General features: G+C 63.9%; 22 protein-coding genes and 2 riboswitches. Of the genes, 4 read left to right on the top strand and 18 right to left on the bottom strand.

The annotated features are described in order from the left end of the window. Positions 1–35: 35 nt before the first annotated feature. From ACVJ5M_RS23380 to ACVJ5M_RS23330, 11 genes are all read right to left on the bottom strand, one after another. The gene (locus tag ACVJ5M_RS23380; protein ID WP_283016619.1) at positions 36–494 is read right to left on the bottom strand and encodes a GNAT family N-acetyltransferase; all 459 of its coding nucleotides are present in this window, start codon (positions 492–494) and stop codon (positions 36–38) included. Between the two features lie 75 nt (positions 495–569). Then, positions 570–1,724 (bottom strand): ribonucleotide-diphosphate reductase subunit beta, encoded by a 1,155-nt coding sequence (locus ACVJ5M_RS23375; RefSeq protein ID WP_283016620.1) that lies wholly within the window; start codon positions 1,722–1,724, stop codon positions 570–572. A gap of 10 nt (positions 1,725–1,734) precedes the next feature. After that, the gene (locus ACVJ5M_RS23370) at positions 1,735–4,638 is read right to left on the bottom strand and encodes a ribonucleoside-diphosphate reductase subunit alpha (RefSeq protein WP_283016621.1); all 2,904 of its coding nucleotides are present in this window, start codon (positions 4,636–4,638) and stop codon (positions 1,735–1,737) included. Positions 4,639–4,760: 122 nt separating this feature from the next. Continuing rightward, positions 4,761–4,978: riboswitch (cobalamin riboswitch) on the bottom strand. 113 nt (positions 4,979–5,091) lie between these two features. Beyond that, positions 5,092–5,670 carry a hypothetical protein gene (locus ACVJ5M_RS23365; protein ID WP_283016622.1) on the bottom strand — a complete coding sequence of 193 codons (579 nt, stop codon included), beginning with the start codon at positions 5,668–5,670 and terminating at the stop codon, positions 5,092–5,094. A 60-nt stretch (positions 5,671–5,730) separates the two neighbouring features. Further along, complete coding sequence (locus ACVJ5M_RS23360; RefSeq protein ID WP_283016623.1) at positions 5,731–6,741, bottom strand: DUF6925 family protein; 1,011 nt, start codon at positions 6,739–6,741, stop codon at positions 5,731–5,733. Between the two features lie 20 nt (positions 6,742–6,761). Further along, entirely contained in the window at positions 6,762–8,879 is a 2,118-nt protein-coding gene (locus ACVJ5M_RS23355; RefSeq protein ID WP_283016624.1) for a TonB-dependent receptor domain-containing protein, read from the bottom strand. 114 nt (positions 8,880–8,993) lie between these two features. After that, positions 8,994–9,207, bottom strand: a riboswitch (cobalamin riboswitch). 75 nt (positions 9,208–9,282) lie between these two features. Then, positions 9,283–9,504: a hypothetical protein gene (locus ACVJ5M_RS23350; protein ID WP_063986347.1), complete on the bottom strand. Its 222-nt coding sequence runs from the start codon at positions 9,502–9,504 to the stop codon at positions 9,283–9,285. Positions 9,505–9,616: 112 nt separating this feature from the next. Then, a complete protein-coding gene (locus tag ACVJ5M_RS23345; RefSeq protein WP_283016625.1) occupies positions 9,617–9,874 on the bottom strand; it encodes a hypothetical protein in 258 nt (85 codons plus the stop codon). 102 nt (positions 9,875–9,976) lie between these two features. Continuing rightward, positions 9,977–10,189 (bottom strand): hypothetical protein, encoded by a 213-nt coding sequence (locus ACVJ5M_RS23340; protein WP_063983092.1) that lies wholly within the window; start codon positions 10,187–10,189, stop codon positions 9,977–9,979. A gap of 152 nt (positions 10,190–10,341) precedes the next feature. After that, a complete protein-coding gene (locus ACVJ5M_RS23335; protein WP_166341944.1) occupies positions 10,342–10,518 on the bottom strand; it encodes a hypothetical protein in 177 nt (58 codons plus the stop codon). A 126-nt stretch (positions 10,519–10,644) separates the two neighbouring features. Beyond that, a complete protein-coding gene (locus ACVJ5M_RS23330) occupies positions 10,645–12,381 on the bottom strand; it encodes an adenylate/guanylate cyclase domain-containing protein (protein WP_283016626.1) in 1,737 nt (578 codons plus the stop codon). Positions 12,382–12,707: 326 nt separating this feature from the next. Between ACVJ5M_RS23330 and ACVJ5M_RS23325 the strand changes: the two genes are divergently transcribed. Next, positions 12,708–14,894, top strand: a complete 2,187-nt coding sequence (locus ACVJ5M_RS23325) for a lytic transglycosylase domain-containing protein (protein ID WP_354097608.1) — start codon at positions 12,708–12,710, stop codon at positions 14,892–14,894. A 90-nt stretch (positions 14,895–14,984) separates the two neighbouring features. Here ACVJ5M_RS23325 and ACVJ5M_RS23320 read toward each other — a convergent pair whose 3' ends face one another. From ACVJ5M_RS23320 to ACVJ5M_RS23310, 3 genes are all read right to left on the bottom strand, one after another. Continuing rightward, positions 14,985–15,287: a hypothetical protein gene (locus ACVJ5M_RS23320; protein ID WP_175618423.1), complete on the bottom strand. Its 303-nt coding sequence runs from the start codon at positions 15,285–15,287 to the stop codon at positions 14,985–14,987. A gap of 68 nt (positions 15,288–15,355) precedes the next feature. Next, a complete protein-coding gene (locus ACVJ5M_RS23315) occupies positions 15,356–15,544 on the bottom strand; it encodes a hypothetical protein (RefSeq protein ID WP_084795121.1) in 189 nt (62 codons plus the stop codon). Next, positions 15,541–15,939, bottom strand: a complete 399-nt coding sequence (locus ACVJ5M_RS23310) for a hypothetical protein (protein ID WP_014495024.1) — start codon at positions 15,937–15,939, stop codon at positions 15,541–15,543. Before ACVJ5M_RS23310 ends, ACVJ5M_RS23315 begins: the two co-directional genes overlap by 4 nt. A 701-nt stretch (positions 15,940–16,640) precedes the next feature. Here ACVJ5M_RS23310 and ACVJ5M_RS23305 point away from each other — a divergent pair. From ACVJ5M_RS23305 to ACVJ5M_RS23295, 3 genes are all read left to right on the top strand, one after another. After that, positions 16,641–19,067 (top strand): PAS domain S-box protein, encoded by a 2,427-nt coding sequence (locus ACVJ5M_RS23305; RefSeq protein WP_354100070.1) that lies wholly within the window; start codon positions 16,641–16,643, stop codon positions 19,065–19,067. Beyond that, the gene (locus ACVJ5M_RS23300) at positions 19,064–19,741 is read left to right on the top strand and encodes a response regulator transcription factor (protein ID WP_085404624.1); all 678 of its coding nucleotides are present in this window, start codon (positions 19,064–19,066) and stop codon (positions 19,739–19,741) included. The genes ACVJ5M_RS23305 and ACVJ5M_RS23300 overlap by 4 nt, the downstream gene beginning before the upstream one ends. An 87-nt stretch (positions 19,742–19,828) precedes the next feature. Next, a complete protein-coding gene (locus tag ACVJ5M_RS23295) occupies positions 19,829–20,215 on the top strand; it encodes a response regulator transcription factor (RefSeq protein WP_456679394.1) in 387 nt (128 codons plus the stop codon). 79 nt (positions 20,216–20,294) lie between these two features. Here the strand turns inward: ACVJ5M_RS23295 and ACVJ5M_RS23290 are convergent, their stop codons facing one another. From ACVJ5M_RS23290 to ACVJ5M_RS23275, 4 genes are all read right to left on the bottom strand, one after another. After that, positions 20,295–21,266: a tripartite tricarboxylate transporter substrate binding protein BugD gene (locus ACVJ5M_RS23290; protein WP_354097610.1), complete on the bottom strand. Its 972-nt coding sequence runs from the start codon at positions 21,264–21,266 to the stop codon at positions 20,295–20,297. Between the two features lie 127 nt (positions 21,267–21,393). After that, the gene (locus ACVJ5M_RS23285; RefSeq protein ID WP_354097611.1) at positions 21,394–22,635 is read right to left on the bottom strand and encodes a threonine synthase; all 1,242 of its coding nucleotides are present in this window, start codon (positions 22,633–22,635) and stop codon (positions 21,394–21,396) included. Between the two features lie 183 nt (positions 22,636–22,818). After that, positions 22,819–24,240, bottom strand: a complete 1,422-nt coding sequence (gene lpdA, locus ACVJ5M_RS23280; RefSeq protein ID WP_208087044.1) for a dihydrolipoyl dehydrogenase — start codon at positions 24,238–24,240, stop codon at positions 22,819–22,821. Positions 24,241–24,257: 17 nt separating this feature from the next. After that, entirely contained in the window at positions 24,258–24,491 is a 234-nt protein-coding gene (locus ACVJ5M_RS23275; RefSeq protein WP_354097612.1) for a hypothetical protein, read from the bottom strand. Between the last annotated feature and the right edge of the window lie 8 nt (positions 24,492–24,499).

The raw sequence follows: 24,499 nt of genomic DNA, 5'->3' as shown, positions 1-24,499 counted from the left end.
CCTGAGGCAGGAGTGATGAGCGCGAAGCGCCCAGTTCAATCCGTCAGGTCGAGCCGCATGAACTGGTTGTGCGGGCTTGTCTCATAGTCAGCGAACGGCGCGCAGGAGACGAAACCGGCGCTGCGGTAGAGCGAGATGGCGGGCGCGTGCAGGGCTGCCGTGCCGGTCTCCAGGCTGAGGTGCACATAGCCCCGCTTGCGGGCTTCAGCGATGATATGGCTCAGCAGTGCGCGCCCTACCCCGGTGCCCCGCGCAGCCGGCGCGGCACGCATCGACTTCACCTCGCCATGCGTATGATCCAGCTCCTTCAGCGCACCGAACCCGAGCAGGACATCGTCCTGCCAAGCCGTCCAGAAGGTCACGGTGGCAGCCGAAAGGCCGGTGGCATCGAGAGCGAACGCGCGCTCGGCCATCACGCTGCGCAGCTCCTCGAGATGATGTGCCAACAAGTCGGCGACATAGGGCGCCGTCGGATCGTCTCGTCGGATCTCCACCTCATCCCCCTGCTGTCGCACGCGTGCCACCGTTTAAGCACAGGTGACACGCCCGCGGCATAACCATGATCGGTGCTATTCCCAAGTCAGCGCACCACCATTCTGGTATTCGATGACGCGGGTCTCGAAGAAGTTCTTCTCCTTCTTCAGATCCATTGCCTCGGACATCCACGGGAACGGGTTCTCGACCTCGGCGAACACCGGAGCGAGCCCGATCTGCGCACAGCGGCGGTTGGCGATGAAGTGCATGTACTGCTCGCACAGCGCCGCGTTGAGCCCAAGAAAGCCGCGCGGCATCGTATCGCGTCCGTAGGCGGCTTCCAGCTCGGCCGCATCACGGATCATGCCGCGAACCTCGTCCTGGAATGCCGCCGTCCACAGATGCGGGTTCTCGATCTTGATCTGGTTGATCACGTCGATGCCGAAGTTGAGATGGATACTCTCGTCGCGCAGGATGTATTGATACTGCTCGGCGATGCCGACCATCTTGTTGCGGCGGCCGAGCGACAGGATCTGCGCAAAGCCGGTGTAGAACCACATCCCCTCGAACACGACATAGAAGGCGACGAGATCGCGCAGGAAGGCGCGGTCGCTATCCGGCGTCCCCGTCTGGAACGACGGATCGTCCAGGTGCTGCGTGTGCTTGAGCGCCCAGGCCGCCTTGTCCGTGATCGACGGCACCTCGCGGTACATGTTGAACAGCTCGCCCTCGTCGAGGCCGAGGCTTTCGACGATATACTGGAAGGTGTGGGTGTGCACCGCCTCCTCGAAGGCCTGCCGAAGGAGGTACTGCCGGCACTCCGGATTGGTGAGGTGACGGTAGATCGCCAACACGATGTTGTTGGCGACGAGCGATTCAGAGGCTGCGAAGAAGCCGAGATTGCGCTTGATCGCGCGCCGCTCGTCCTCCGTTAGCCCGTCCCGCGACTTCCATAGCGCGATGTCGGCCTGCATCGAGACTTCGGTCGGCATCCAGTGATTGTTGCAGCCTGAAAGATACTTCTCCCAGGCCCATTTGTACTTCAGCGGAAGCAGCTGGTTGACGTCGGCGCGGCAGTTGATCATCTGCTTCTCGTCGACCGAGACGCGGCCGCCGGCGCGATCGATCGCACCTAAGCCGGTCGGGTCGGCCGGCTCGAGCTTGAGCTGGGTCTGCGGACGCAGTGCGGTGGCGAGACTTGAGACGGCCGGAGCGGCCGCTGTGGTTTCGGTATCGGACCAGTCAAGCATCGTCATCTCCTCACTGGCACGCTTCGCATTCGGGATCGTCGATCCGGCAGGCCTTGATGCCGTCGAGGTCCGGCACCGCAGAGGTCGGTATCATGATCGGCGCGTGCGACACCGCCACAGACGCGGACACCGCATTGAGCTTTCCGTCGGTGCCCTTCAACGTCGATTTCTCGACATGCGTGGCGCTGTGCGAGCGCAAATAGTAGGTCGTCTTCAAGCCGCGCCGCCAGGCCAGCCGGTAGAGCGCATCGAGCTTCTTGCCGGAGGGATTGGCGATGTAGAGGTTGAGCGACTGCGACTGGTCGATCCATTTCTGCCGGCGCGCGGCCGCCTCGATCAGCCAGGCGCTGTCGATCTCGAAGGCGGTGGCGTAGAGCGCCTTCAGATCGTCAGGAACGCGGTCGATCTGGCCGACGCTGCCGTCGAAATATTTGAGGTCGGAGACCATGACCTCGTCCCAAAGCCCCCTCGCCTTGAGGTCGCGGACCAGGAACTCGTTCACGACCGTGAAGTCGCCGGACATGTTCGATTTCACGAACAGGTTCTGATAGTTCGGCTCGATCGACTGCGAGACGCCGCAGATGTTGGAGATCGTCGCCGTTGGCGCGATCGCCATGACGTTCGAGTTGCGCATGCCGCTGGACGTGACCTTCTTGCGGAGGCGATCCCAGTCGAGTGTTGCGGAGCGATCGACGTCGAGACCACCGCGCGCGTCGGCGAGAAGCTGGATGGAGTCGAGCGGCAAGACGCCCTTCGACCACAGCGAGCCCTCGAAGCTCGGATAGCGTCCGCGCTCCGCGGCGAGATCGGACGACGCTTCGATCGCGTGGAACGAGATTGCTTCCATGCTGGTGTCGGCAAACATCACGGCAGTGTCGGACGCAGTTGGAATGCGCTGGACCTGAAGCGCTTCCTGAAATCCCATCAGGCCGAGCCCGACGGGACGATGACGCATGTTGGAGCGGCGCGCTTCGGGGATCGTGTAGAAATTGATGTCGATGACGTTGTCGAGCATCCGGACGGCGGTGGTCACCGTCCGCTTCAGCTTGGCCTGGTCGACACCATCGGGCCCGACATGGTTGAGCATGTTGATGGAGCCGAGATTGCAGACCGCGACCTCGTCGGCCGAGGTGTTGAGCGTGATCTCGGTGCAGAGGTTCGAGGAATGGATCACGCCCACGTGGCGTTGCGGCGAACGCAGATTGCAGGGGTCCTTGAAGGTGATCCAGGGATGACCGGTCTCGAACAGCATGGTCAGCATGCGACGCCAGAGGTCGCTCGCACGCACGGTCTTGAAGACGCGCATGCCGCCGGCTTTCGCCCTGGCCTCATAGGCCTCGTAAGCCGTCTTGAACGCCTCGCCATAGAGATCGTGCAAATCGGGCGTCTCGTCAGGCGAGAACAGCGTCCATTCGCCATCGGCATCGACGCGCTGCATGAACAGGTCCGGCACCCAATTGGCGGTGTTCATGTCGTGGGTGCGGCGGCGGTCGTCGCCGGTGTTCTTGCGCAGGTCGAGGAATTCCTCGATGTCGACGTGCCAGGTCTCCAGATAGGCGCAGACCGCGCCCTTGCGCTTGCCGCCCTGGTTGACGGCAATCGCGGTGTCGTTGGCAACCTTCAGGAACGGGATGATGCCCTGGCTCTCGCCGTTGGTGCCCTTGATGTGGGCGCCGAGACCACGCACCGGCGTCCAGTCGTTGCCAAGGCCGCCGGAATATTTTGCCAGCAGTGCGTTGTCCTTGATCGACTTGAAGATGCCGTCCAGGTCGTCGGACACCGTCGTGAGGAAGCAGGACGACAATTGCGGACGCAGCGTACCCGAATTGAACAGCGTCGGCGTCGAGGCCATGAAGTCAAACGATGACAGCAGATCGTAGAACTCGATCGACTTGGCCTCTCGGTCGATCTCGCGAACCGCAAGACCCATCGCTACGCGCATGAAGAAGGCCTGCGGCAATTCGATCCGCTTGCCTCGGACGTGCAGGAAGTAGCGGTCGTAGAGCGTCTGAAGCCCGAGGAACTGGAAGTTCAGGTCGCGCTCGGGCTTGAGTGCAGCCGCGATCCGGCCGAGGTCGAAGCGGGCCAGTTCAGGATCGAGCAGTTCGGCAGCGATGCCGGTCTTCAGATAGGCCGGGAAATATTCGACGTAGCGCATCGTCATGTCGGCCTGCGAGGCGGACGTCGGCACGCCATGGACGTAGGACAGCACCTCGCCGCGCAGCTTGTCCAGCAGCAGGCGCGCGCTGACATAGGCGTAGTTCGGCTCCTGCTCGACCAGCGTGCGCGCGGCCATGATCGAGGCCAGTGCCAGTTCGTCCTGGCTGATGCCGTCGTAGAGATTGCGGGTGGTCTCGGTGAGCACGGGTGCCGCGGAAACGCCGTCGAGGCCGGCGCAGGCTTCGCCGATAATCAGCGCGAGCCGCTTGGTGTCGAGACCAACGCGCGAACCGTCGGCGAGCGTGACATGAAGTGCCGGCGCGACAGCGGGCGTCGCTTCCGCGGCCGCCTCCTCGGCGCGCTGGCGCGACCGCTCCTCGCGGTACAGCACATAGGCGCGTGCGACCTTGTGGTGCTCGCTCCGCATCAAGGCGAGCTCGACCTGGTCCTGCACGTCCTCGATATGGAAGGTGCGTCCCTCGCCTGCCCGCCGCATCAACGCAGTGACGACTTCGGCCGTCAGCTGCTCCACGCTCTCATGGACGCGGCGCGAGGCGACCGCGCTGGTGCCTTCGACCGCAAGGAAAGCCTTGGTCATGGCGACCGCGATCTTGGCGGAATCGAACGGCGAGACCTTGCCGTTGCGACGGATGATCTGCATCGCCGGCTCGCTCGAAGCAAGCGCAAGCGATTGTGGACGCAAATGAACGATGGGTGCGGAAGCGGTGTCCGCGTCGTGCAGGTTCAGTGACATCAATGGGCCCCGTGATGCGCGCGTTGTGTTTGAACGGGGCTGTAAGGAAGGACGCTGCAGAAACGCCGGCGGCAGAGTTGCCGGGCGGTGCATGCAAGCGACCGCCGGACACCCCGCCCGTGGACGTTCAGATCGTCGCGGCAGGTCTCCTGGCTCGCAGGTCGTCGCCCACTTCCCGTCTTCCCGGCGCGAAAGGCACCAGTGACGATTGTTCGGAAGCAGCTCGCTGCTGACAGTTGCGGGGGCAGCGCCGGAATTCCACGCTCTCACGCGGTTCACCGGCTTCCCTCTTAGCCACTAAATCTTGCGATCCAGCGGAACCGTGACGCCCACATGTGGTGACATATGCAGCCGGGTGTCAACGATTCGTTGCGGGTCATGAGCCCTGTTCCCTGTGGAATGCGGGAATTCCCGCCGGGCTCGCGCAACCCTTGGGATGACGCACATCCAGCATTACGCGTTCCGCATCGCGCGCCCGAACGGATCGACCAGGCGGACGATCTCGCAGGCGGCGACGAGGCCGGCGAGCCAGACGGCGCTGGTCAGCCCGATGCGCGTCACGATGGCCGCAGTGAACGCGCCCTCTCCGCCAAGGAACGGCGTCGCGGCAAGCAGCGCGAGCTCATAGGCGGCGTAGGCGGCGACGAGCGCGATGGCCAGCATCAGCGGCGTGCGGCCCTGCGGCAGCAGGCGGAGAACGGTCGATGCCGCTGCCGTCGACAGCAACGCGGCAGCACCGATGACAAAGCCCCAGGCGATGGTGCTGCCATCGATGGGATAGTGCAGCACGCCGAAGCCGATGGTCTGGTTCACGAGCCAGGCGCCGGTGACGACGAGCAGCGCCGGACGCATCGGCAGCATCGCGGCGGCGACGACGGCGAACGCCGCAAACGGCGTCGCGCAGGCAAGCGCGAAGCTCGCGAGCGCGCATGACACCGTCAGCAGCGCAAAGCAGAACATCGGCGCAAGGCGCGAGGTGACCGGATGAAGGCGGAAACGGTCGGCGTGGGGCGGCAGGATGGTGACAGTCATGGAACGATCTCCTTATGGGATTTGTAGCACATTTTGTTGGAACGCGGCATCACGTCTGACTCAGTGAAGAGCCTCCATGGGATCTTCAGTCTCGGCTGGATCGCGACGGTCGTAGGCGGCAAGCCAGGCGGCGAGTGTCGCGGTGTGCGGCTCCATGGCCGCCAATTGGCGCAAGGCCACGCGAACAGTGGCGCGCGCCGTGCGATCGGGCGGAAGCGTCGCCATCTCAGGTCCCCGCCCCTTCTCGATCGCTTCGACCGCGGCCCTCTTGCACGCCGTCAGCTCCGGCAGCCCATAGAGTTCGAGCAGCGCCTGGAAGGCTGCGTGAAGATCCGGCCGAAAAGCGCGCTTGCGGCCGAGCTGATCGCGCAGCGGATGGGCCGGATAGAGATGCGCGCAGGGGATCCACCCCTCAGGCAGCGGCTCGGTGGCGGCATGGGTGCGGCGATGCGCGAGCAGCTTTGGCAGGACGTGGGTGTGCGGGCCGTCAGGGCTTCGCCCGCCCGGCGGCGGGATCGGCTGGAATACCTCGGCGCGCCCGATGCGGCTGATGAAGACGCGGTGCGGATTGGCGGCCAGAATGATCCGCATGGCGTCGCTTTCGGGCGCGAACACGGATTGGCCCGTGCGGCTCCTGAGCGCGGCGACGGCATCGGCATCGCTGACACGGATGCAAGCGTCGACCTGCAACGTTCCGAGGCCAAGGTCGAACAGGATGCCGCTGCGATCCCTCGTCAGGAGCGCCTCGACATCCGGGCCGAGCTCGGTCAGCACGGTACGACCGCTCATGGCGCTGGCTTCATGCGGGAGACACAGCGCGATGCGGTGGCTCCAGCTCTCCGTGGTCGGCGATTCCGATGCGATCAAGCGCAGGCCCGGGTGGAAGACAACGCGCATCCCACCCTTCTGCGTCACGACGCTGACCCCGTTGCGCGACTGCTCCATATCGAAGGCCTCACCGGGCTCGCGTGTGAACTCGGCAATGGCACCGAACGTGCCGACGCTCCAGCCGGCCTCAGCGTCGGCAAGCTGGCTTGCGATCAAGTCCATGAGCGGATCGGCCGTCGTCATGAGGCTCTTTCTCTCTCTCGCTATCTGACGTCGTAATTCGCCAGGCGAATGCCGCCATAGACGCCCAGTCCCGGCTGCAGAAAGCCGGTCGGATTTTGATAGTGCACATTGGCGAGATTATCGACCCGGCCAAACACCTTCACCTGGTCGGTGACCAGATATTCGGCTGCGACGTTGACGACGGTGTAGGCCGGAGCCAGCAGACGCGGAATGCTGAAGTCGCGGTTACCATCGACGAAACTCCCGACGTGCAACACGGTTGCGGAAAGTGTCAGTGGATCGATCGGATTCCAGATGACATTTGCGCTCCACTTCTCCTTCGGACGCCTCAGCAGCTCCAGTCCCGCCGTCGCATCGACCGCGCGGGTAAAAGTGTAGTCGGCACGAACGCGAAGCCGGTCCGTGATCGCAGCCGCGACGAAGCTCTCCGTGCCCTCCGTGATCGCCTTGCCGATATTGGTGTTGGTGCTCGTGAATGTCACGGGATCGAACGTGCTCTGGATCAGGTCCGTGATGTTGTTGCGGAAGTAGGTCGACCCGAAGCGAACGCGATCGCCAAACAAGGGTTGCTCGAAGCCGGCGTCGTACCCGACGCTTTCCTCCGGCCTGAGGTTGGGATTTGCAAAGAAGAAGAACGCGGGAAAGCTGACGTAAAGCTGGTTGAGCGTCGGCGCCTTGAACCCCGTGCCGTAGCTTCCCTTGAACTTCGTATCCGTGACCGGCACGATCACGGCAGACGCCAGACGAAAGGTCGGATGCTCTCCAAACCGCTCGTTGTCGTCCTGCCGGACATTGGCCGTGAAGAAGATGCGATCCCGGAACTGGGACTGCAGCTCCATATATCCGGCCTTGTTGACGTTTTGCGCCGAAACCGTCGCCGTTTGCAGTGTTTCGGTCTCATGCTCCGCGCCAATGATGACATTGTTGTTGGGCGCGAGCTGGGTCGTGGTGTGCCAATCATACTTGACGCGGTCGCCGGTCGTGATCGTGGCCATCGCGTCGCCGGGCGAGATGTTGTAGTTCCAGTGATTGGTGTAGTTGACGCCGAAATAGCTCTTCATCCGGTCGTCGAGAGCGGACCAGACCGCCTCCCCGCGCGTGAAGAGCTGGTGCACCGTCTGCGTGCTTTGCGCGGCCGCGGGAAAGCTCGCGGATGTGACGGGATCGAAGGTGTCTCCGGTAAAGCGCAGGGTGGCGTCGGTGTACCGCGCCACGCTATTGAGCGTCAGGTTTTCGCTCAATTCGACGCCAAGCTTCGTCGAATAGGTCATATTGTCGTAATAGTTGCCGATCGCCTTCTGCCCCGGCGGCAGCAATTCGACCGGTGTCACCGGCACGTCGTTCGCGTGGAAATGCGCAACGTTGAAGGCATAGTTGAAGTGGTCCTGTGAACCGCTCAGGCCTGCGGTCTGGTTGAACGTTCCGAACGAGCCTCCCTCGACCGAGCCGGTCGCGCGGGCGGGACCGTCACCCTTCTTCGTCACGATGGAGATCACGCCACCCAGCGCGTCTGCGCCGTAGAGACCGCCCTGCGGACCGCGCAGGACTTCGATCTGCTGAATGTCGGAGGTGAGCAACTGGCCGAAATCAAACGAACGGTTCGGGTTGCTGGGATCGCTGACGTCGATGCCGTCGATCAGGACCTTGGTGTGGTTGGAATTCGTTCCGCGCATGAAGATCGACGTCTGTCCGCCGGGGCCGCCGGTCTGCACGAGGTTGAGGCCGGGAACCGCGCTCAGTGCATCGGATGCGGTCCGGCGCTGATCGCGCTCCATGTCTCTGGCGGTCAGAACCGTCACCGAGCTCGCAACCAGATTGGTCGGAGTGACGATACCCGTCGGACTGACGACGACCGTCGGAAACAGGTTGGCGGCGGATACCCCGGCAACCGGGGGCGACGCCGGCACCAGCCCGGGCTTCGGCACCCGAGCGACGCGCCGCTGCTCGGGCTGGTCGGGCGCAGGCCGCGCGGCTCGCGGCTTGGCCGGACGCTCGGTCGGCGCGACCTCGACCGGCGGCAGCAGATCGGGCGATGCCGACTGCTGGGCCTGGGCAATGGACAGATCGAGCGAATACAGGGAAACGAACGCGACAAGGCCGGCGCGGAAGCGCCTGGCGGCAAAGACATTACGGGACACTCTTGTAACCTCGGTATGACGTCAGTGGCACGTCACAGCGAACGAGGTTTCACGGCGGAGCGTTCGATTGCTCCGGTGAAGCTAATGTCTGTACTCCCCGACCGACATCTTCGCGTGTGACCACGGCTGACGGCAGGTCTCCTGGCTCGCGGGTCGTTACCTTACGTCGCCTTCCCAGGACCGAGATTCCCAGTGGCATATGACGAAAGATTCACCGCTTACAGTTGCGGGGGCAGCCGTGGCGTTGAGAATATCCCGGTATCGGGAAAACCTCGCACCACGTTCCCTTTTGATCTCCGTGAGGAGAACCGTCACCGACCAATCTAGGGGGCAGGCAAGCGGAGAGTCAATCGGCCGGTTGCATGGCGGTCAAAGCACCGCACCGGAGATTGAGCTGGCGCAATCAGGCCGGCTCCCGCTCCGAACGCGTCCTGATCATCGCCCGCTCGCCGGCATCGACGAGTTGGCCGATGCCGGTGCGGCCCGTGAGCGCGCAGCGGATGATGTTCTCGGCAACGGACCTGCGAAAGCAATGGTCCTCGCCGACCGGGCGATTGCGGCAGACCCGATCCAGCGCCAGCTTCATGTTGATCCGGGTGCGGGTGTCGAAATGCTCGCTGATCATTCGCAGGGCCTCGATGCGTTGATGTCGGAGCGGAAACGCGTCGGCGTAGGCCGGGTTCCAAAACTTGCGCAGAGCTGACTACGCCCGCCCTCTTGGCCCTGTGACGGGCGGGCTACGCCCGACCTCTTGGCCGCTGGGCCTGAGCCCAGGCCGCGGTGACGTCGCGCAGCGGAGCGTCGATGCGTCGGATCGGGGTCAGCTCACCGGAGGCCGAGATGATGGCGGTCTCCTCGCAGCGACAGCGCGGGCATACGAAGCGGACCTCGTGCGGCGACGAAGACCAGCTCGAACGTTTGACGTTGGCCGCCATCGGGCTTGCATCGCAATGCGAGCACGACACCAGGAACCGACCGGGATCGAGCATACCCATTCCATAGGACTCCGCGTCCTGCCTGCCGCTTCAATGACTAACCCATGTGAATCGTTCCGGTGCCCGAGCACCCTCAGCGCTAGCTCCAGCCAGCGCCGCCGCTCAGTGGGCACCCTTGAGGGTGCATGACGTGGTGCAGGTGACGGTGTTGCCGTGGTCGCACGCCTTGCAGGCGGCAACGCACTGGTTCATGTCGCGGGGATTGTAGGAGCTGTAGTTCCGCATCGCACAGACCGGGGTCGAGCCGGTGATGTCCTGCTCCTGGTTGCAGGCGGCCGTCATGAGCGCGAAGATGAGGACTGCGAGAAGGCGCATGGGATTGCCCTGGTGAGGAGCGGCAAAGCGACGTCAGCGAGATGCGCTGCACCGCAACGGACCTCGGCATTCCCAATGCGAGCAATCATGATCGCGACGCTCGCATCCTCAAAGGATGCGCGCCAAACATTAAGAACGGATTGCAGGCGGCGTCAGGCCGCGGCCTTGGTCGCGATCGCCTTCCGCATATCCACCGCCAGCTGACGATACTGCTCCGAGAGTCTCAGATAGAACTCGCGCTTGGTGCTGTCGGTGGCGAGCTTGGCAATCAGCTCGCATTCGGCGGTGAGCGTCTCGAACCGTTCCAGCCTGTCATGAAGTTCTGTCATCGGCGTGTCCCCATCAAACGCCACAAGGGACGTCAAACCTAAGCCTGAGAAATAGGTCACGGCGAACATCGTTATCGAGTAGAAACGTTTTTTCCAGCAAGGGCGGTGCAAGCCCAGCAAGAACGGCTATTTCTGCTCCAGCCGCCAGGCACCATCCCAAGCTGCGTCCGGCGGATTGGCCTCGAACTGCGCGATGCGGCCGAGCAGCGTGCGCGAGGGACCGTCGCCGGGCACGGCTTCGAGCGCTGCATTGAACGCGGCGCGAGCCTCGTCGAAGCGCTGCGCGCGGTAGGCGGCGAGGCCTTCGGCGTAGCGCGCGCGCAGGCTCTCCTGCGGGACGCTGAGCCCGTGCGCCTTGCTCATCACCTCGAAAATGGCCTGCGATGCGCTTTGGCCGGCCACCGCCAGACGATCGATCTCGCGCAGCTCGAGGTTCGAGCCGATCGCGTCCGCCGTGGCCTGCGCGATCAGGATCCGCGTGCCGTAGATCTTGTTGACCAGCTCGAGACGCGAGGCGAGGTTCACGGCGTCGCCCATCACCGTAAAGCTCATCATCAGCTCGGAGCCGATGCTGCCGGTCAGGACCTCGCCGGTGGCAATCCCAATGCGCAGATCACAAGGGCCTGGCATGGCGCGGATGCCGAGCAGGTCAGGCAATTGCTTCTGCAACGCCGGCACCTCATCGGCCATATCGATGGCGGCGTAGCAGGCGAACAGCGCCGGCTCGTCCTCCTCAATGAAGGGAGGGCCCCAATAGGCCATGATGGCATCGCCGATATATTTATCGATGACGCCGCGATGGCTCCGGATCGGCGCGGACATCACCGTGAAATAGTGGTTCATGACCTTGACGAGGCCGCGCGGGGTCATGCCCTCGCTCATCGAGGTGAAGCCGCTCATGTCGGAGAACATGATGGTCATCACCCGGCGCTGGCCGTCGATGGCGACCTCCGGGCGGTCGATCAGCCCCTGCGCCACCTTGGGATCGATATAGCGGCCAAAGGTCTCACGGATCCGCTCGTTGTGCCGCAGCTGCTCGATCATGCGATTGAAGGCGGCGGCGAGTTCGCCGATCTCGTCCTGGGTCGAGACCGTGATGGTCTTGTCGAAGCGGCCCGCCTCGACCTCGCGGGTGCCGGCGAGCAACAGCCGCACCGGTCGCGTGATGCCACTGGAGACGAGGAGCGCGAAAGCAAATCCGACCACCGCCGCGAGGATGGTGACGATGCCCGAAATGATCATCGCCTGGTGCTGGCGACCGATCACTGTCGCCGTACTGGCGAAGACCTGCTTCAGCATGTCGGCGCGGATCGCGTCGATCTTCTGGTTGAACTGGTCGCGTATGGTGTCGAGATGCTCCAGGGTCCCGCGCGCCTCCGTCATCTGCTTGCCTTCGACCTGCTTGAGGAGTTTTGCGTGGTCCTCATTCATGTCGTGACGCAGCTCGGTGAGAGCGGTTTCGATGCGGGTCTCGATCCGCGCCAGCCCGGCATTGTCGGAAGGCGTCCTCTTGTCGTCGATGATCGCGTTGATGTGCGTGCGCGCGGCCTCGGCTTCCTCGTCGATCTTCCGATCGGCCTCCTCGAATTCGCGCAGGCGCGCCGCGTAGGCCTCCTCCTCCGAGGGGGCCTGCATCTTCATCATAACCATCCGCCGCAGCGCCACCGAGCGCTCCAGCGAGCGGATGTTGGCGCGCGCCAGATGGCCATAGGCCGGAATGTAGCGATCGGTCAGCTCGTCGAGCAGGACACCGACCTGGCTCGACATCACCATCGAAAGAATCGCGGTGACCAGCATCAGGACGATCAATCCGAGGGCGATCCCGACGATCTTGCGCCTGATCGACTGGTTGAAAAGTGGCATGAGCGGTGGGGGTAAGAGCTGAAAGGACCGGTTGGGAACTCAATACACCGGTTTTGGCGGCGGGAACACGCGCAATCTGGCCCGTGCGACGCCCCTGACCGCGCGCAACCGTCGCGCGAGCCCTATTCGTTAACAAAGATTGAAGGCATTGCCCTTCCCGCCTTTTCGGAAGTTCCCGAGTTCCCATCGGTATTTTGCCGCATTGTTGAAGGAGCGTGAGGACTGCGAAACGATGTCGTGGCATCGTTTGGGGTGTCGTCTTTGATTCTCAAGCCGCATGTCGTCGCGGACCTTGGTTTGTAGTGGTTTCGCAGGGGGACCATCGAATGAACCAGTGCCTACGCTCGCTCGCGTGTGTCGTTGCCGTGGCCGCATTGGCCCTTCTTCCTGCCGAGCTGGCAGCGAAGAGCAGTCACAAATCGTCGGCGTCAAAGAAAACGCATGAGACGAAAGCCGGCGGCAAGCAGCGTCACGCTGCCGCGAAGTCGCGCCACGGCAAGCATGCCGACGCCAAGCGCAAGTCCAAGAAGGACGACGAGCCCTCGGACAAGCCGGCGCCGCCGCCGCTCACCGGCGACCTCGCCGCGCTGAAGGACGCCATCGATCTCGCGCGCAAGGGCAAGACCGACGATGCGAGCGCGGCGCGCGACCGCATTGCCGACCCGGCCGGACAGAAGCTCGCCGACTGGTTCATGCTGCGCCATTCCGAGAGCACGGCACCATTCAAGCGCTACGCCGGCTTCCTGGCCGCCAATCCGGACTGGCCGAGCAGCGCCCTGCTCCGCCGCCGCGCCGAAGCGCGGCTGTGGCAGGAGAAGAGCGACGCGGCGACCGTGCACAAGTTCACGATGGACCGGCCGACCAGCGCCAAGGGCAAGTTCGCGCTCGCCCGCGTGCTCCTGAGTGAAGGCGACAATGACAGGGCTACGCGCCTGGTGCGCGAGGCCTGGCGCACGGACGAATTGTCCGAGCGCAGCGAGGAGGATTCCTACGAAGCGTTCCGCGATCTCCTGACCGCTGACGATCATCGCGCCCGCATGGACAAGCGCCTCGGCGCCAAGGACTATGCAGGTGCGCGTCGCGCGGCCAAGCGGCTTGGCGAAGATGAGCTCGCGATCGTCAAGGCCTGCTCGGCGGTCACCGGCAAGGCCAACAAGGCCAAGGATTATCTCGAGGACGTCTCGACCGAAGCACGCCGCGATCTCGGCTACGTTCTCTGCCGCGCGCAGTGGCATCTCCAGAACGACCGCATCGACGACGCCGCCGAGGTGATCCTCGCCGCCGCGCCCGACACGATGGCGGCCCAGGACACCGATGCCTGGTGGCGCGAGCGGCGCCTGCTCGCGCGAAAGCTGCTCGACCAGGGCAAGTTCAAGACCGCCTACGACGTGGTGCGTGCGGCGGCGGTGCCCGCGATGGAAGTCTATCGCGTCGACTACCACTTCATGTGCGGCTGGATTGCGCTGCGCTATCTCGACGATCCCAAGGCGGCCATGGTGCACTTCGCCGCGATCGACGAAGGCTCGGCCAATCCGATCGCGCTGTCGCGGGCGCATTACTGGCGCGGCCGCGCGGCCGAGGCGATGGGGGCGACGGTGGATGCCCGCATGAGCTATCAGGCGGCGGCGCGCTATCCGACCGCCTATTACGGCCAGCTCGCACGCGCCAGGCTCGGCCTCGACGGGATCGAGCTGCGCGCGCCCTCGCCCGTGCTGGCCGCGGCCGATACACAGCCCGCGGACGAGCGCGTCCGAGCCGCCGAGATGCTCTACGGCACCGGCGAGCGCGACATGGTGTTCTATTATGCCGAGGATTTCGCCAAGGAGAGCACCGACGTCGCAGCGCTGGAAGCGCTCGGCGAGCTCGCCGGCCGGCGCAACGATGCGCGCGTGATGCTGGAGGTCGGCAAGTCGGCGCTGGCGCGCGGGCTTGCACTCGACCATTACGCCTTCCCGACCATCGGCATTCCCGAGCACAAGCAGGTCGCGCCCGCAATCGAGACCAGCGTGATCTATTCGGTGGCGCGCACCGAAAGCTCATTCGACCAGCGCGACAAGTCACCCGCCAACGCGGTCGGCCTCATGCAGGTGACGCCGGAGGCGGGCCGCGATACCGCAAAGCGCTTTGGCCTGACCTATGACTGGGACAGGATGGTGTCCGATCCCGTCTACAACACGCAGATGGGCGCGGCCGAGCTCAGCGCGCTGCTGTCGGAATATCGCGGCGACCAGATCATGACCTTCGCGGGCTACAATGCCGGCCGCGGCCGGGTGCGCGAATGGGTGCAGGCGCGCGGCGACCCGCGCGACCCCAAGGTCGATCCGGTCGACTGGGTCGAGCGCATCCCGCTGTCGGAGACGCGCAACTACGTCCAGCGCGTGATGGAGAATGTGCTGGTCTACCGCGCCCGGTTCGAGGGCAGCGGCACAGCCACGGCGAAGTCCGAGCAACGCGTCACGACGCACGAAGTCAGCGCGGCACCCACGGCAGCGGCCGCAGCCGCCGCGCCCTAGCTTCGCAACGCCGGGGCTGGACGCGGCGCGAAGCTGGATGCAGTGACTGCGGCCGCCGACTCTGCGCGGCCCGCATCGTTAGGCTAGCCGTCACCTCCTTCCGTGGTCAGAAGGTTCGTGCGCGCGCAGAAATGCTTCCGTCAGCGCGCCCGAGAGCGCGCCGAATTGCATCATCCAGCTCCAGCTCGAAATGGCCGCCAACACCGTGACCATCTCGAGCGAACTGCGGTAAGGCCAGAGCGCTTCCATGCTCGTCTGCTGATATCTGCGGTAGCAATCATACTCGCAGTACTGCCGTTGCGTGGACACATGCCGGACGTAGCTCGAACCGAGCGGCCGGGCGCACGCGCTGCAAGTGACGCCATGGCGCGGTTGGTCCTGGTTGACGAGCATGAATTTCAACGTCCTGTCCTCCCCTGCCAGCAGCCGCGTCGGCCGATGCGCCTCGCCCACCCGTCAGCTCAAGACGCCGCTTGCGCTCGCCTCTCGATCAACGGCGCCGCTTCGTGATGGAGCGCGTAACACTCGTAGCCGCAATAGGGCAGCAGCGTCTTCGCGTCGCGCAGATAGCCGCCGCTGATCTCCTCGCAGCACCATAGACAGAATGTCTTGCGGAAAGGGGTCCTGCCGTTCACCAATATGAATCTCACGTGGCACCTCCCAACGCGAAGCAGTAGACCGTGTCGACCAGAGAGGCGGACGGCGGCGGCGCGCAAAGATGGTTGCGGCCGTCGGGATTGTCCCTGTTTCGCTCGACCTTCTGGGATGGAATGAGGATGTACTTCCCGTCCTCCCGGCGCCGCGCGTAGATCCGGCCGTCGACATATCGCACCTCGGTCGGGTAGCAATCCGCGCTGTTGCAGCAGCTGAGCACGGGATTATCGGGCATGTGCCAGCTGGAATAGAACTTCTCGTGCAGGAGCTGATCCTGGAGCGGATGATGACGATGTGCACCATCCTGTCCGAGCTCGTCGGCCTTCACTCCCGTTACCAACGGAAGCGGCAGCGCGATCATCAAGAGGAGCTTGCAAGCACGGTTCAGCACGCAGCCTCCGGTTCAGAATTGCCGAATGGAGCCGATCGAAGGGCTAATCCTCATGCCGCCTGAAATCGAAACAACCATCGGCGGTCGCGTTCGCGGCGCGCCCTGAAGCGATCGAGACATTTTCTGGAGCACAGCGGCGCTCGCCAGGAATAATATCGGATCAGGCCAAACTTGCCGCTACAGACAGCGCAAGCTTTTACGGCAGGGCCACGCTCGGAGTGTTCAGGCGTATCGCACATCATGCTCTCCTCCCGGCTCTCATGGTCGTGGCTTCGCGCGTACGCTGACGCCCGGCCATCCACGCTCGTTAGTGAAATGCGGCCTCTCAATCGCGACCAGCCAATCGTGCGGCAAGTCGGGCAATGGACGCGGAGCCATCAGCAGCACATCGAGCTAATCGCCGGCTTGTGGCCTTGCACATCGCGTCCCTTCGATGGTTGTGAGACTAATCCGCATGCAACGGACGACTCAATTGTACGGAGGTAAATGTGCGCTATGACTTGGGATGCGCGAGCTATACGTAGGTTTGTCCCGTAGTTTTCCGGGCCTTCGCCGCACCTTCGCAACGAGACGGCGCAAGGCCGGCAGGCTGCACGGCTGCCGCGAGTTTCGGCGCAGAGTCTACTTTGGTCGGAGGGAATTGCTCCCCTGATTGCAAAGTGCTCTACTTGCTTCGACCCCTGCGAGCCGGGACGCCCGCGATGATGCCTGGCCAAATCGCGAAATTTGGTAATTCGGCCGCACAATTGCTGCTCGGCGGCCTCGCGGCGCTTCGATCTTTCGGCACCGGCGAGAAGGACAGTTCCGCGGTCGGTGATGACTCGCGACAGGACATCGTCGATCTACGCGACGCCGTGAAGCAGTGGCGCGAGGTGTTCGAGCATAATCCGGTCATGTATTTCATGGTCGATCCGGCCGGGACGGTGCTCAACGTGAACACGTTTGGCGCCGCACAATTGGGTTACACGGCGACCGAGTTGACCGGCCAATCCGTGCTGAACGTCTTTTTCGAGGAAGACCGCGACTTCGTCCGTCAATGCGTAGGGTTGTGCCTGGAAACCGTGGACCAGTCGCACACCTGGGAGATTCGCAAGATCCGCAAAGACGGCTCGGTTCTCTGGGTCCGTGAAAACGCCAAGGCGATGCTGCGCGGCGACGGCACGCCGGTCGTGCTGGTCGCCTGCGAAAACATCACCCAGCGCAAGGAGGCGGAGGATGCGCTGCGGCAGAGCGAGGCCTACCTCGCCCAGGCTCAGGAACTGAGCCGCACCGGCAGCTTCGGCTTGAGCCCCACGACCGACGAGATCTTCTGGTCGAGGGAAACGTTTCGCATTTTCCAATGTGACCCGGCCATGCAGCCGAACCTGGGCTTCGTGTTTCAGCGCATCCATCCGGAGGACCGCGATGCGGTCCGCAAGACTCTTGATCGAGCCTTCCGCGAGGCGGAGGATTTCGACCATGAATATCGCCTGTTGATGCCGGATGGATCCATCAAATATCTCCATTCCGTGGCACGCGCGGTGAGACGTGCATCCGGGCGCATCGAGTTCGCCGGCGCTGTCACCGATGTCACGATTGCAAAGGAAACAGAGAAGAGGCTGCGCCGCAGTGAGGCCTATCTGGCCGAAGCCCAGCGCCTCAGCCATACGAGCAGCTGGGCCTGGGACGTGCGTCGTCAGGAGTTTGCCTACCGATCGGCTGAGCTCTACCGCCTGTTCGGATTTGAGCCGGACCAGATCGATGTCCCGGCGCGGGCTTTCCAGCAACGGATCCTCGCCGATGACTTTCGACGAATTGCCGACGTGGAACGTCGCGCAATCCACCAAGGGGAGCCCTTCGAAATCGACTTTCGGATTGCACGTCCGGACGGTTCGATACGACGTGTCCATACGGAGGGACATCCTGTCAAAGGCGGCGATGGCGATGTGATGGAAATCATCGGCACGCACGTGGACGTCACCGAGCAGTTCGCCGCAAAAGAATCACTGCAAAAGGCCTTTGACGAGCTCAAGCAATCCGAGCAGCGCTTCCGCGACTATGCCGAAACCGCATCGGACTGGTTTTGGGAGACCGGGCCGGATCACCGCATCACCCGGATATCGGAACACGCCGACACGGCCAGTCCGGTGCCGACGGGCTTGATCGGGCTGACCCGTTGGGACATTCCGCCCGATGCCGAGTTCGAGCCCGAGAAGTGGGAGCAGCATCGCGCGGCGCTCGATGCCCACCTTCCGTTCCGCGACCTGGTTTACCGCAGCAGGGATCGCAACGGATCTCAGATTTACGTGCGCACCAGCGGCAAGCCCTTCCATGACGAGAATGGTAACTTCCTCGGCTATCGTGGCGTCAGCAGCGATGTGACGGCGGCAATCCGCACCGAGCAGGCCGAAGATGCCCTGCGCAAAGCGCAAGCCGAGCTCGCGCATGTCACGCGCATCACGACGCTCGGCGAGCTCACCGCCTCGATTGCCCACGAAATCAATCAGCCGCTCGCCGCCGTCATTTCCAATGCCGACGCCTGCATCGGTTGGCTCGGCCGCGACCCGGCCGATCTCGATGCTGCGCGCCGTTCCGTCGAATGGATCGTGGAGGACGCCAATCGGGCCAGCGAGGTGATCCGCCGGATCCGGGCGCTCGCGAAAAAGACCGAAATCGAGATGGTCCCACTCGACATCAATCAGGTCGTGAGGGAGGTGATGGCCCTCGTTCGGCGCGAGCTCGCTACCCATGCCGTGTCGGTGCGGATGGAGTTGTCGTCGGGCCTGCCCAACATTTGCGGCGATCGGATCCAGCTCCAGCAGGTGCTGATCAACCTCGTCATGAACGGGATCGAAGCCATGCAAGCCAATGTCGAGCTCCCGCGCGAGCTGGCAATTCGCTCCAGTCGAGACGGCGACGAGCACCTGCTTCTTACCGTGACGGATCGCGGTCTCGGCCTTGACAGCGACGTGACAGACCGCATGTTCATGCCGTTCTTCACCACAAAGTCGAGCGGCCTGGGGATGGGACTATCGATCTGCCGATCGATCATCGAGGCTCACGCGGGCCGGCTTTCGGCATTCCCAAATGAGGGGAGCGGTGCAACATTCCAGATTGCCCTGCCCTTCCCACACGAGGCCGCGTCGTGACCGACCACGCCAAGCCAACGCAGGCGCAGGCACAGGCGGGGGCCGATGATCCGATCGTCCTGATCGTCGATGACGATCCGTCGATGCGGCGTGCGCTCACCAATCTCTTCCAATCGGTCGGCCTCAGGGTGGAGGCCTTCGGCTCGGCGGCGGAGGTCATGGAAGCCAAGCCGCCGGTGGTCCCCAGTTGCCTCGTGCTCGACATCCGCCTGCCCGGCTCGAGCGGCTTCGACCTCCAGGCGGACCTCGTGAAGGCCGACATTCGCACGCCCATCATCTTCATCACCGGTCATGGCGATATCCCCATGACCGTCCGGGCCATGAAGAGTGGCGCCATCGATTTTCTGACCAAGCCGGTGCGCGACCAGGACATGCTGGACGCGGTCCAGGCTGCGATCGAACGCGATCGCAAGCGGCGCGATGCCGAGAAGTCGGTGTCGAGCGTGCGGACTCGCTTCGAAGGCCTGACGCCGCGTCAACGCGACATTCTCGCCCTGGTTGCGTCCGGCCTGATGAACAAGCAAGTCGCTGCCGAGCTTGGATTGGCTGAGATTACCGTCAAGATCTATCGCGGGCAGATCATGCGGAAAATGGGTGCGAAGTCATTGGCCGATCTCGTCAGAATGACCGAGGTGCTCGGAATTCCACGCCCGGGGGGAAAGGTGCAAACCTAAGTATGCTTTCCAAGGTCGCTCCGGGGGCCCATTTTCCGATGGGCGGCTGCGCCGCGCGCGGCCGCTCCCCGATCAGGAGCGATCATCTTGTCAGTCCCTTCGGTCATTTCCGTCATTGACGATGATCCATCCGTCCGCCTTGCGACCAACAATCTGCTGACGTCGCGGGGACACACCGTCTACATCTTTGGCTCCGCTCTCGAATTTCTCCAGTCGGCCGAACTGAGGACGACGTCCTGCGTGATCGCGGATGTGCAGATGTCGGTCATGAGCGGCGTTGATCTCCTGATGCATATGCGCGGCCTTGGTCACCGCACGCCGTTTATCTTCATGACCGCCTTTCCCGACGATGCCGTGCGCGACCGCGCACTGAAAGCTGGCGCCATCTGCTTTCTCGCGAAGCCGTTTTCCACGCCGGCTCTGATCAATTGTCTGGAGACGGCCCTGTCGAAGCACAGCGAAGCCAAGACGTAACGCGGCGCCGCGTGAACCTGATTGTTCCACAGGGTGCGGCCACTTGACGTTGTGGCCCCATCCGAAGAGGCAATCCGCCTCAATCCACCTTGATGTCGGCGGCCTTGATAATCGGCCACCATTTTGCGATTTCCGCCTTCTGGCGCGCGCCGAGCGCTTCGGGCGTGAGCTGATCCTTGGGCGTCATCTCGAGGCCCTGGCTTTCGAGCTGCTTCTTCACGGCGGGATCGTTCAGCGCTTCCACGGCGGCCGCATTGAGCTTGGTGACGATCTCCTTCGGCGTGCCCTTCGGCACCCACAGGCCCGACCACAACGTCATGTTGAAGCCTTTCAGCCCCGCCTCGGCTGCCGTCGGAATGTCCGGCGCCGACGAGAGCCGCTTGTCGTCGGTAATGGCATAGGCGCGGATCGTGCCGGCGCGGACCTGGTTGATGGAGTTGGAGGTCTGATCGATGATGACGTCGATCTGGCCGGCGATGAGATCGTTCAGCGCGGGAGCCGTGCCGCGATACGGCACATATTGCAGCTTGATGCCGCTGACGCTCTCGAAATAGACACCGGCGATATGGCTGCCGGAGCCCGCGCCGGCGGTGCCGGCGGTCGGCGGCGACGGCCGCGACTTCAGCCACTCGATGAGCTCCTTCAACGAGGTCGCGGGCACCGCGTTCTTGCTCACCACGATCATCGGATTGCTCGGCAGCAGCACCACCGGCTCGAGATCGGCGACGAGGTCGTATTTGAGCTTGTAGACGGCGCCGTTGGCAACATGGGTGCCGAGATGACCGAAGGAAATGGTGTAGCCGTCCGGCGCCGATTGCACGGCGCGACCGACGCCGATCGAGCCGCCCGCGCCGGTGACATTCTCGATCACCAGCGGCTGGCCGAGCGTCACCCGCATGCGCTCGGCGAGCACGCGCGCCATCGCATCCGACGGGCCGCCGGCGGCGAAGGGAACGATGACGGTGATGGGATGCGAAGGATAGTCGTCGGCGCGCGTGGCGCCGGTCACAGCGAGAATACCGAGCAGCCCGGCCCAGATGGCCTTCTTCATTGTCTTCTCCCCAGCGATGTCTTTGTTGTTTTTTGTGCCCTCCCGCGTACGGGAAGAGGGATCGGTCGTGACGAGACGAAATGACGCGCCAGAGCGCGATCATCGCGCTCCGGCGGTCTGGTCGTGCCTAGAACTGCGTGTAGTCGATCGGCTTGTGGCGATCGAGCGTGCGGGTGACCGGCGGCAGCGGGTATTTCAGGCCGGTCGCGCAGTTGAACAGCATCACGCGGTCGGTCTTGCTGACGCGGCCGTCGGCGAGGCTGTCCTTGTAGGCGGCGTAGGTGGCGGCGCCCTCGGGGCATAGCAGCAGCCCCTCCTCGCGCGCGACCTCGTTCAGCGCCGACGAGATCTTGTCGTCGTCGACCGCGATGGCAAAACCCTTGCTCTCGCGCACCGCGCGCAGGATCAGGAAGTCGCCGATCGCCTGCGGCACGCGGATGCCCGACGCAATCGTGTGGGCGTCCTCCCAGCGCGTCGCATGCTCGGTGCCGGCGTCGTAGGCCCGCACCATCGGCGCGCAGCCCGACGCCTGCACCGCGACCATGCGCGGGCGCTTGGAGCCGATGAACCCGATCTTCTCCAGCTCGTCGAAAGCCTTCCACATGCCGATCAGGCCGGTGCCGCCACCGGTCGGATAGAAGATCACGTCGGGCACGTCCCAGCCGAGCTGCTCGGCGAGCTCCAGGCCCATCGTCTTCTTGCCCTCGATGCGGTACGGCTCCTTCAGCGTGGACGTGTCGAACCAGCCGACTTTTGCCTTGCCTTCGCCGACGATCTTGCCGCAATCGTCGATATAGCCGTTGACGCGATAGACGGTCGCGCCCTGAAGCTCGATTTCGCTGACGTTCACCTCCGGCGTGTCCGCCGGGCAGAAGATCGTGGTCTTGATGCCGCAGGAGGTCGCGTAGGCCGCGAGCGCTGCGCCGGCATTGCCGTTGGTCGGCATCGCCATGTGCTTGATGCCGAGCGCCTTGCCCATCGACACCGCCATCACGAGGCCGCGCGCCTTGAACGAGCCGGTCGGCAGGCGTCCCTCGTCCTTGACGATGATCTCGCCGCCGCCAAGCTTGGTGCCGAGCTTCGGTAGCCGGATCAGCGGCGTCGTGACCTCGCCGAGCGAGACGATGTCCTTGCATTTGCGCACGGGCAAGAGCTCGCGGTAGCGCCACATGTCGCCAGGACGCTGGGCAAGCGCGTCCTTGGTCAGCGCCTTCTTCACGCCCGCGAGGTCGTAGCGCACCAAAAGCGGCTTGCCGGCCTTGGAGAGATTGTGGACCTGGTCGGCAGCGTAATGATCGCCTTCCATCGCGCATTCGAGATGAGTGACGAAGGTCGGGCGTTCGATGGTGAGATTGTCGTTATCGTGCATGGGTTGACCCCTCTTGTTGTTCTGCTTGGTTACTATTGAACTCGTCACCCTGAGGTGCCGGAGCGAAGCGGAGGCCTCGAAGGGCGACGAGCCCGGCTGCTGCATCTCGGCCGTTCACCCTTCGAGGCTCGCTTTGCTCGCACCTCAGGATGACGGATCGGGCACGGCGCCGCCGTCCAATCCTCAAATATTCAACACCCTTCCATACGCATCGAGCACGGCTTCCTTCATCATCTCCGACAGGGTCGGATGCGGGAACACCGTGTGCATCAGCTCTTCTTCGGTCGTTTCCAGGTTCATGGCGACGACGTAACCCTGGATCAGCTCGGTGACTTCAGCACCGACCATGTGGGCGCCGAGGAGCTGACCGGTCTTCTTGTCGAAGATCACCTTGACCAGGCCCTGATCCTCGCCCAGCGCAATCGCCTTGCCGTTGCCGACGAAGGGGAAACGGCCGACGCGGATCTCTCGGCCACTTTCCTTGGCCTTGGCTTCGGTGAGGCCGACGGAGGCGACCTGCGGCTGGCAATAGGTGCAGCCCGGGATCAGGTTCTTGTCCATGGGATGCGGATGCAGGCCCTTGATGGCCTCGACGCAGATCACGCCTTCATGCTCGGCCTTGTGCGCCAGCATGGGGGGACCGGCGACGTCGCCGATCGCGTAGATACCGGGGACGTTGGTCTTGCCGTAGCCGTCGATGACGATACAGCCCCGGTCAGTCTTCACACCGAGCTTTTCGAGGCCGAGATTCTCGATATTGCCGACGACGCCGACCGCCGAGATCACCCGCTCGAACTCGGTGGTGACGGGCTTGCCCTTGCCGTCGTCGATGGTGGCGACGACGCTGTCGGCCTTCTTCTCCAGCTTCGTGACCTTGGTCGAGGACATGATCTTGATGCCCTGCTTCTCCAGACGCTTGCGGGCGAGGCCTGCGATCTCGGCGTCCTCGACGGGCAGGATCTGCGGCAGCACCTCGACCACGGTGACCTCGGAGCCCATGGTGTGGAAGAACGAGGCGAACTCGATGCCGATCGCGCCGGAGCCGACGACCAGCAGCGACTTCGGCATCTTCTCCGGGACCATCGCTTCAAAATAGGTCCAGATCAGCTTCTTGTCAGGCTCGAGCCCGGGCAGCACGCGCGGCCGCGCGCCGGTTGCAATAATGATGTGCTTGGCCTGGTAAGCCCCCTCGCCCAGCGCGCCCTTCGGGCCCTCGACGTCGGACTTCTTCACGGTGACCTTGCCGGGCGCGTCGATCGAGGCCGCGCCCCAGATCACGCTCACCTTGTTCTTCTTCATCAGGAAGCCGACGCCGTCGTTCAGCCGCTTCGAGACGCCGCGCGAACGCTGCACCACGGCCTTCGGGTCGAACGAGACCTTCTCCGCCGACAGGCCGTAATCCTTGGCGTGCTGCATGTAGTGGTAGATCTCGGCGGAGCGCAGCAACGCTTTGGTCGGGATGCAGCCCCAGTTCAGGCAGATGCCGCCGAGATAGGACTTCTCGACGATCGCGACCTTGAGGCCGAGCTGGGCGGCGCGGATCGCGGTGACATAGCCGCCGGGGCCGGAGCCGATGATGATGACGTCGAAGGATGTATCGGCCATGGCGGCTCCCGTTCAACTCAAGCGGTCGTTGCGCCGCGGGCGCGGCGATTGCGGATGTAGCTTCTGATCAGCCATTCCGAGAGAATGGCGGCCGCCACGACGGCGAAGATGGTGAGCGCGATCGGCGCCCAGATGTTGCGCGACAGCGCCTCGCCGGCGAAGAAGGCGGCGTCAACGATGTCGCGGCCGAGCGGGCTGAGCGTGAGGATCAGCGAGACCAGCATCGAGATCCAGGGCCAGCGCGTCCTCATGCGCCATC

Source organism: Bradyrhizobium sp. S3.7.6 (assembly GCF_054061875.1).
This window is presented reverse-complemented; position numbering and strand designations above follow the sequence as displayed.

Coding starts and splice junctions, on each gene's coding strand:
- ACVJ5M_RS23375 (WP_283016620.1), bottom strand. CDS start 1,724: ATGCTTGACTGGTCCGATACCGAAACCACAGCGGCCGCTCCGGCCGTC.
- ACVJ5M_RS23370 (WP_283016621.1), bottom strand. CDS start 4,638: ATGTCACTGAACCTGCACGACGCGGACACCGCTTCCGCACCCATCGTT.
- ACVJ5M_RS23365 (WP_283016622.1), bottom strand. CDS start 5,670: ATGACTGTCACCATCCTGCCGCCCCACGCCGACCGTTTCCGCCTTCAT.
- ACVJ5M_RS23360 (WP_283016623.1), bottom strand. CDS start 6,741: ATGACGACGGCCGATCCGCTCATGGACTTGATCGCAAGCCAGCTTGCC.
- ACVJ5M_RS23350 (WP_063986347.1), bottom strand. CDS start 9,504: ATGATCAGCGAGCATTTCGACACCCGCACCCGGATCAACATGAAGCTG.
- ACVJ5M_RS23345 (WP_283016625.1), bottom strand. CDS start 9,874: ATGGGTATGCTCGATCCCGGTCGGTTCCTGGTGTCGTGCTCGCATTGC.
- ACVJ5M_RS23340 (WP_063983092.1), bottom strand. CDS start 10,189: ATGCGCCTTCTCGCAGTCCTCATCTTCGCGCTCATGACGGCCGCCTGC.
- ACVJ5M_RS23335 (WP_166341944.1), bottom strand. CDS start 10,518: ATGACAGAACTTCATGACAGGCTGGAACGGTTCGAGACGCTCACCGCC.
- ACVJ5M_RS23330 (WP_283016626.1), bottom strand. CDS start 12,381: ATGCCACTTTTCAACCAGTCGATCAGGCGCAAGATCGTCGGGATCGCC.
- ACVJ5M_RS23325 (WP_354097608.1), top strand. CDS start 12,708: ATGAACCAGTGCCTACGCTCGCTCGCGTGTGTCGTTGCCGTGGCCGCA.
- ACVJ5M_RS23320 (WP_175618423.1), bottom strand. CDS start 15,287: ATGCTCGTCAACCAGGACCAACCGCGCCATGGCGTCACTTGCAGCGCG.
- ACVJ5M_RS23305 (WP_354100070.1), top strand. CDS start 16,641: ATGATGCCTGGCCAAATCGCGAAATTTGGTAATTCGGCCGCACAATTG.
- ACVJ5M_RS23290 (WP_354097610.1), bottom strand. CDS start 21,266: ATGAAGAAGGCCATCTGGGCCGGGCTGCTCGGTATTCTCGCTGTGACC.
- ACVJ5M_RS23285 (WP_354097611.1), bottom strand. CDS start 22,635: ATGCACGATAACGACAATCTCACCATCGAACGCCCGACCTTCGTCACT.
- lpdA (WP_208087044.1), bottom strand. CDS start 24,240: ATGGCCGATACATCCTTCGACGTCATCATCATCGGCTCCGGCCCCGGC.
- ACVJ5M_RS23275 (WP_354097612.1), bottom strand. CDS start 24,491: ATGAGGACGCGCTGGCCCTGGATCTCGATGCTGGTCTCGCTGATCCTC.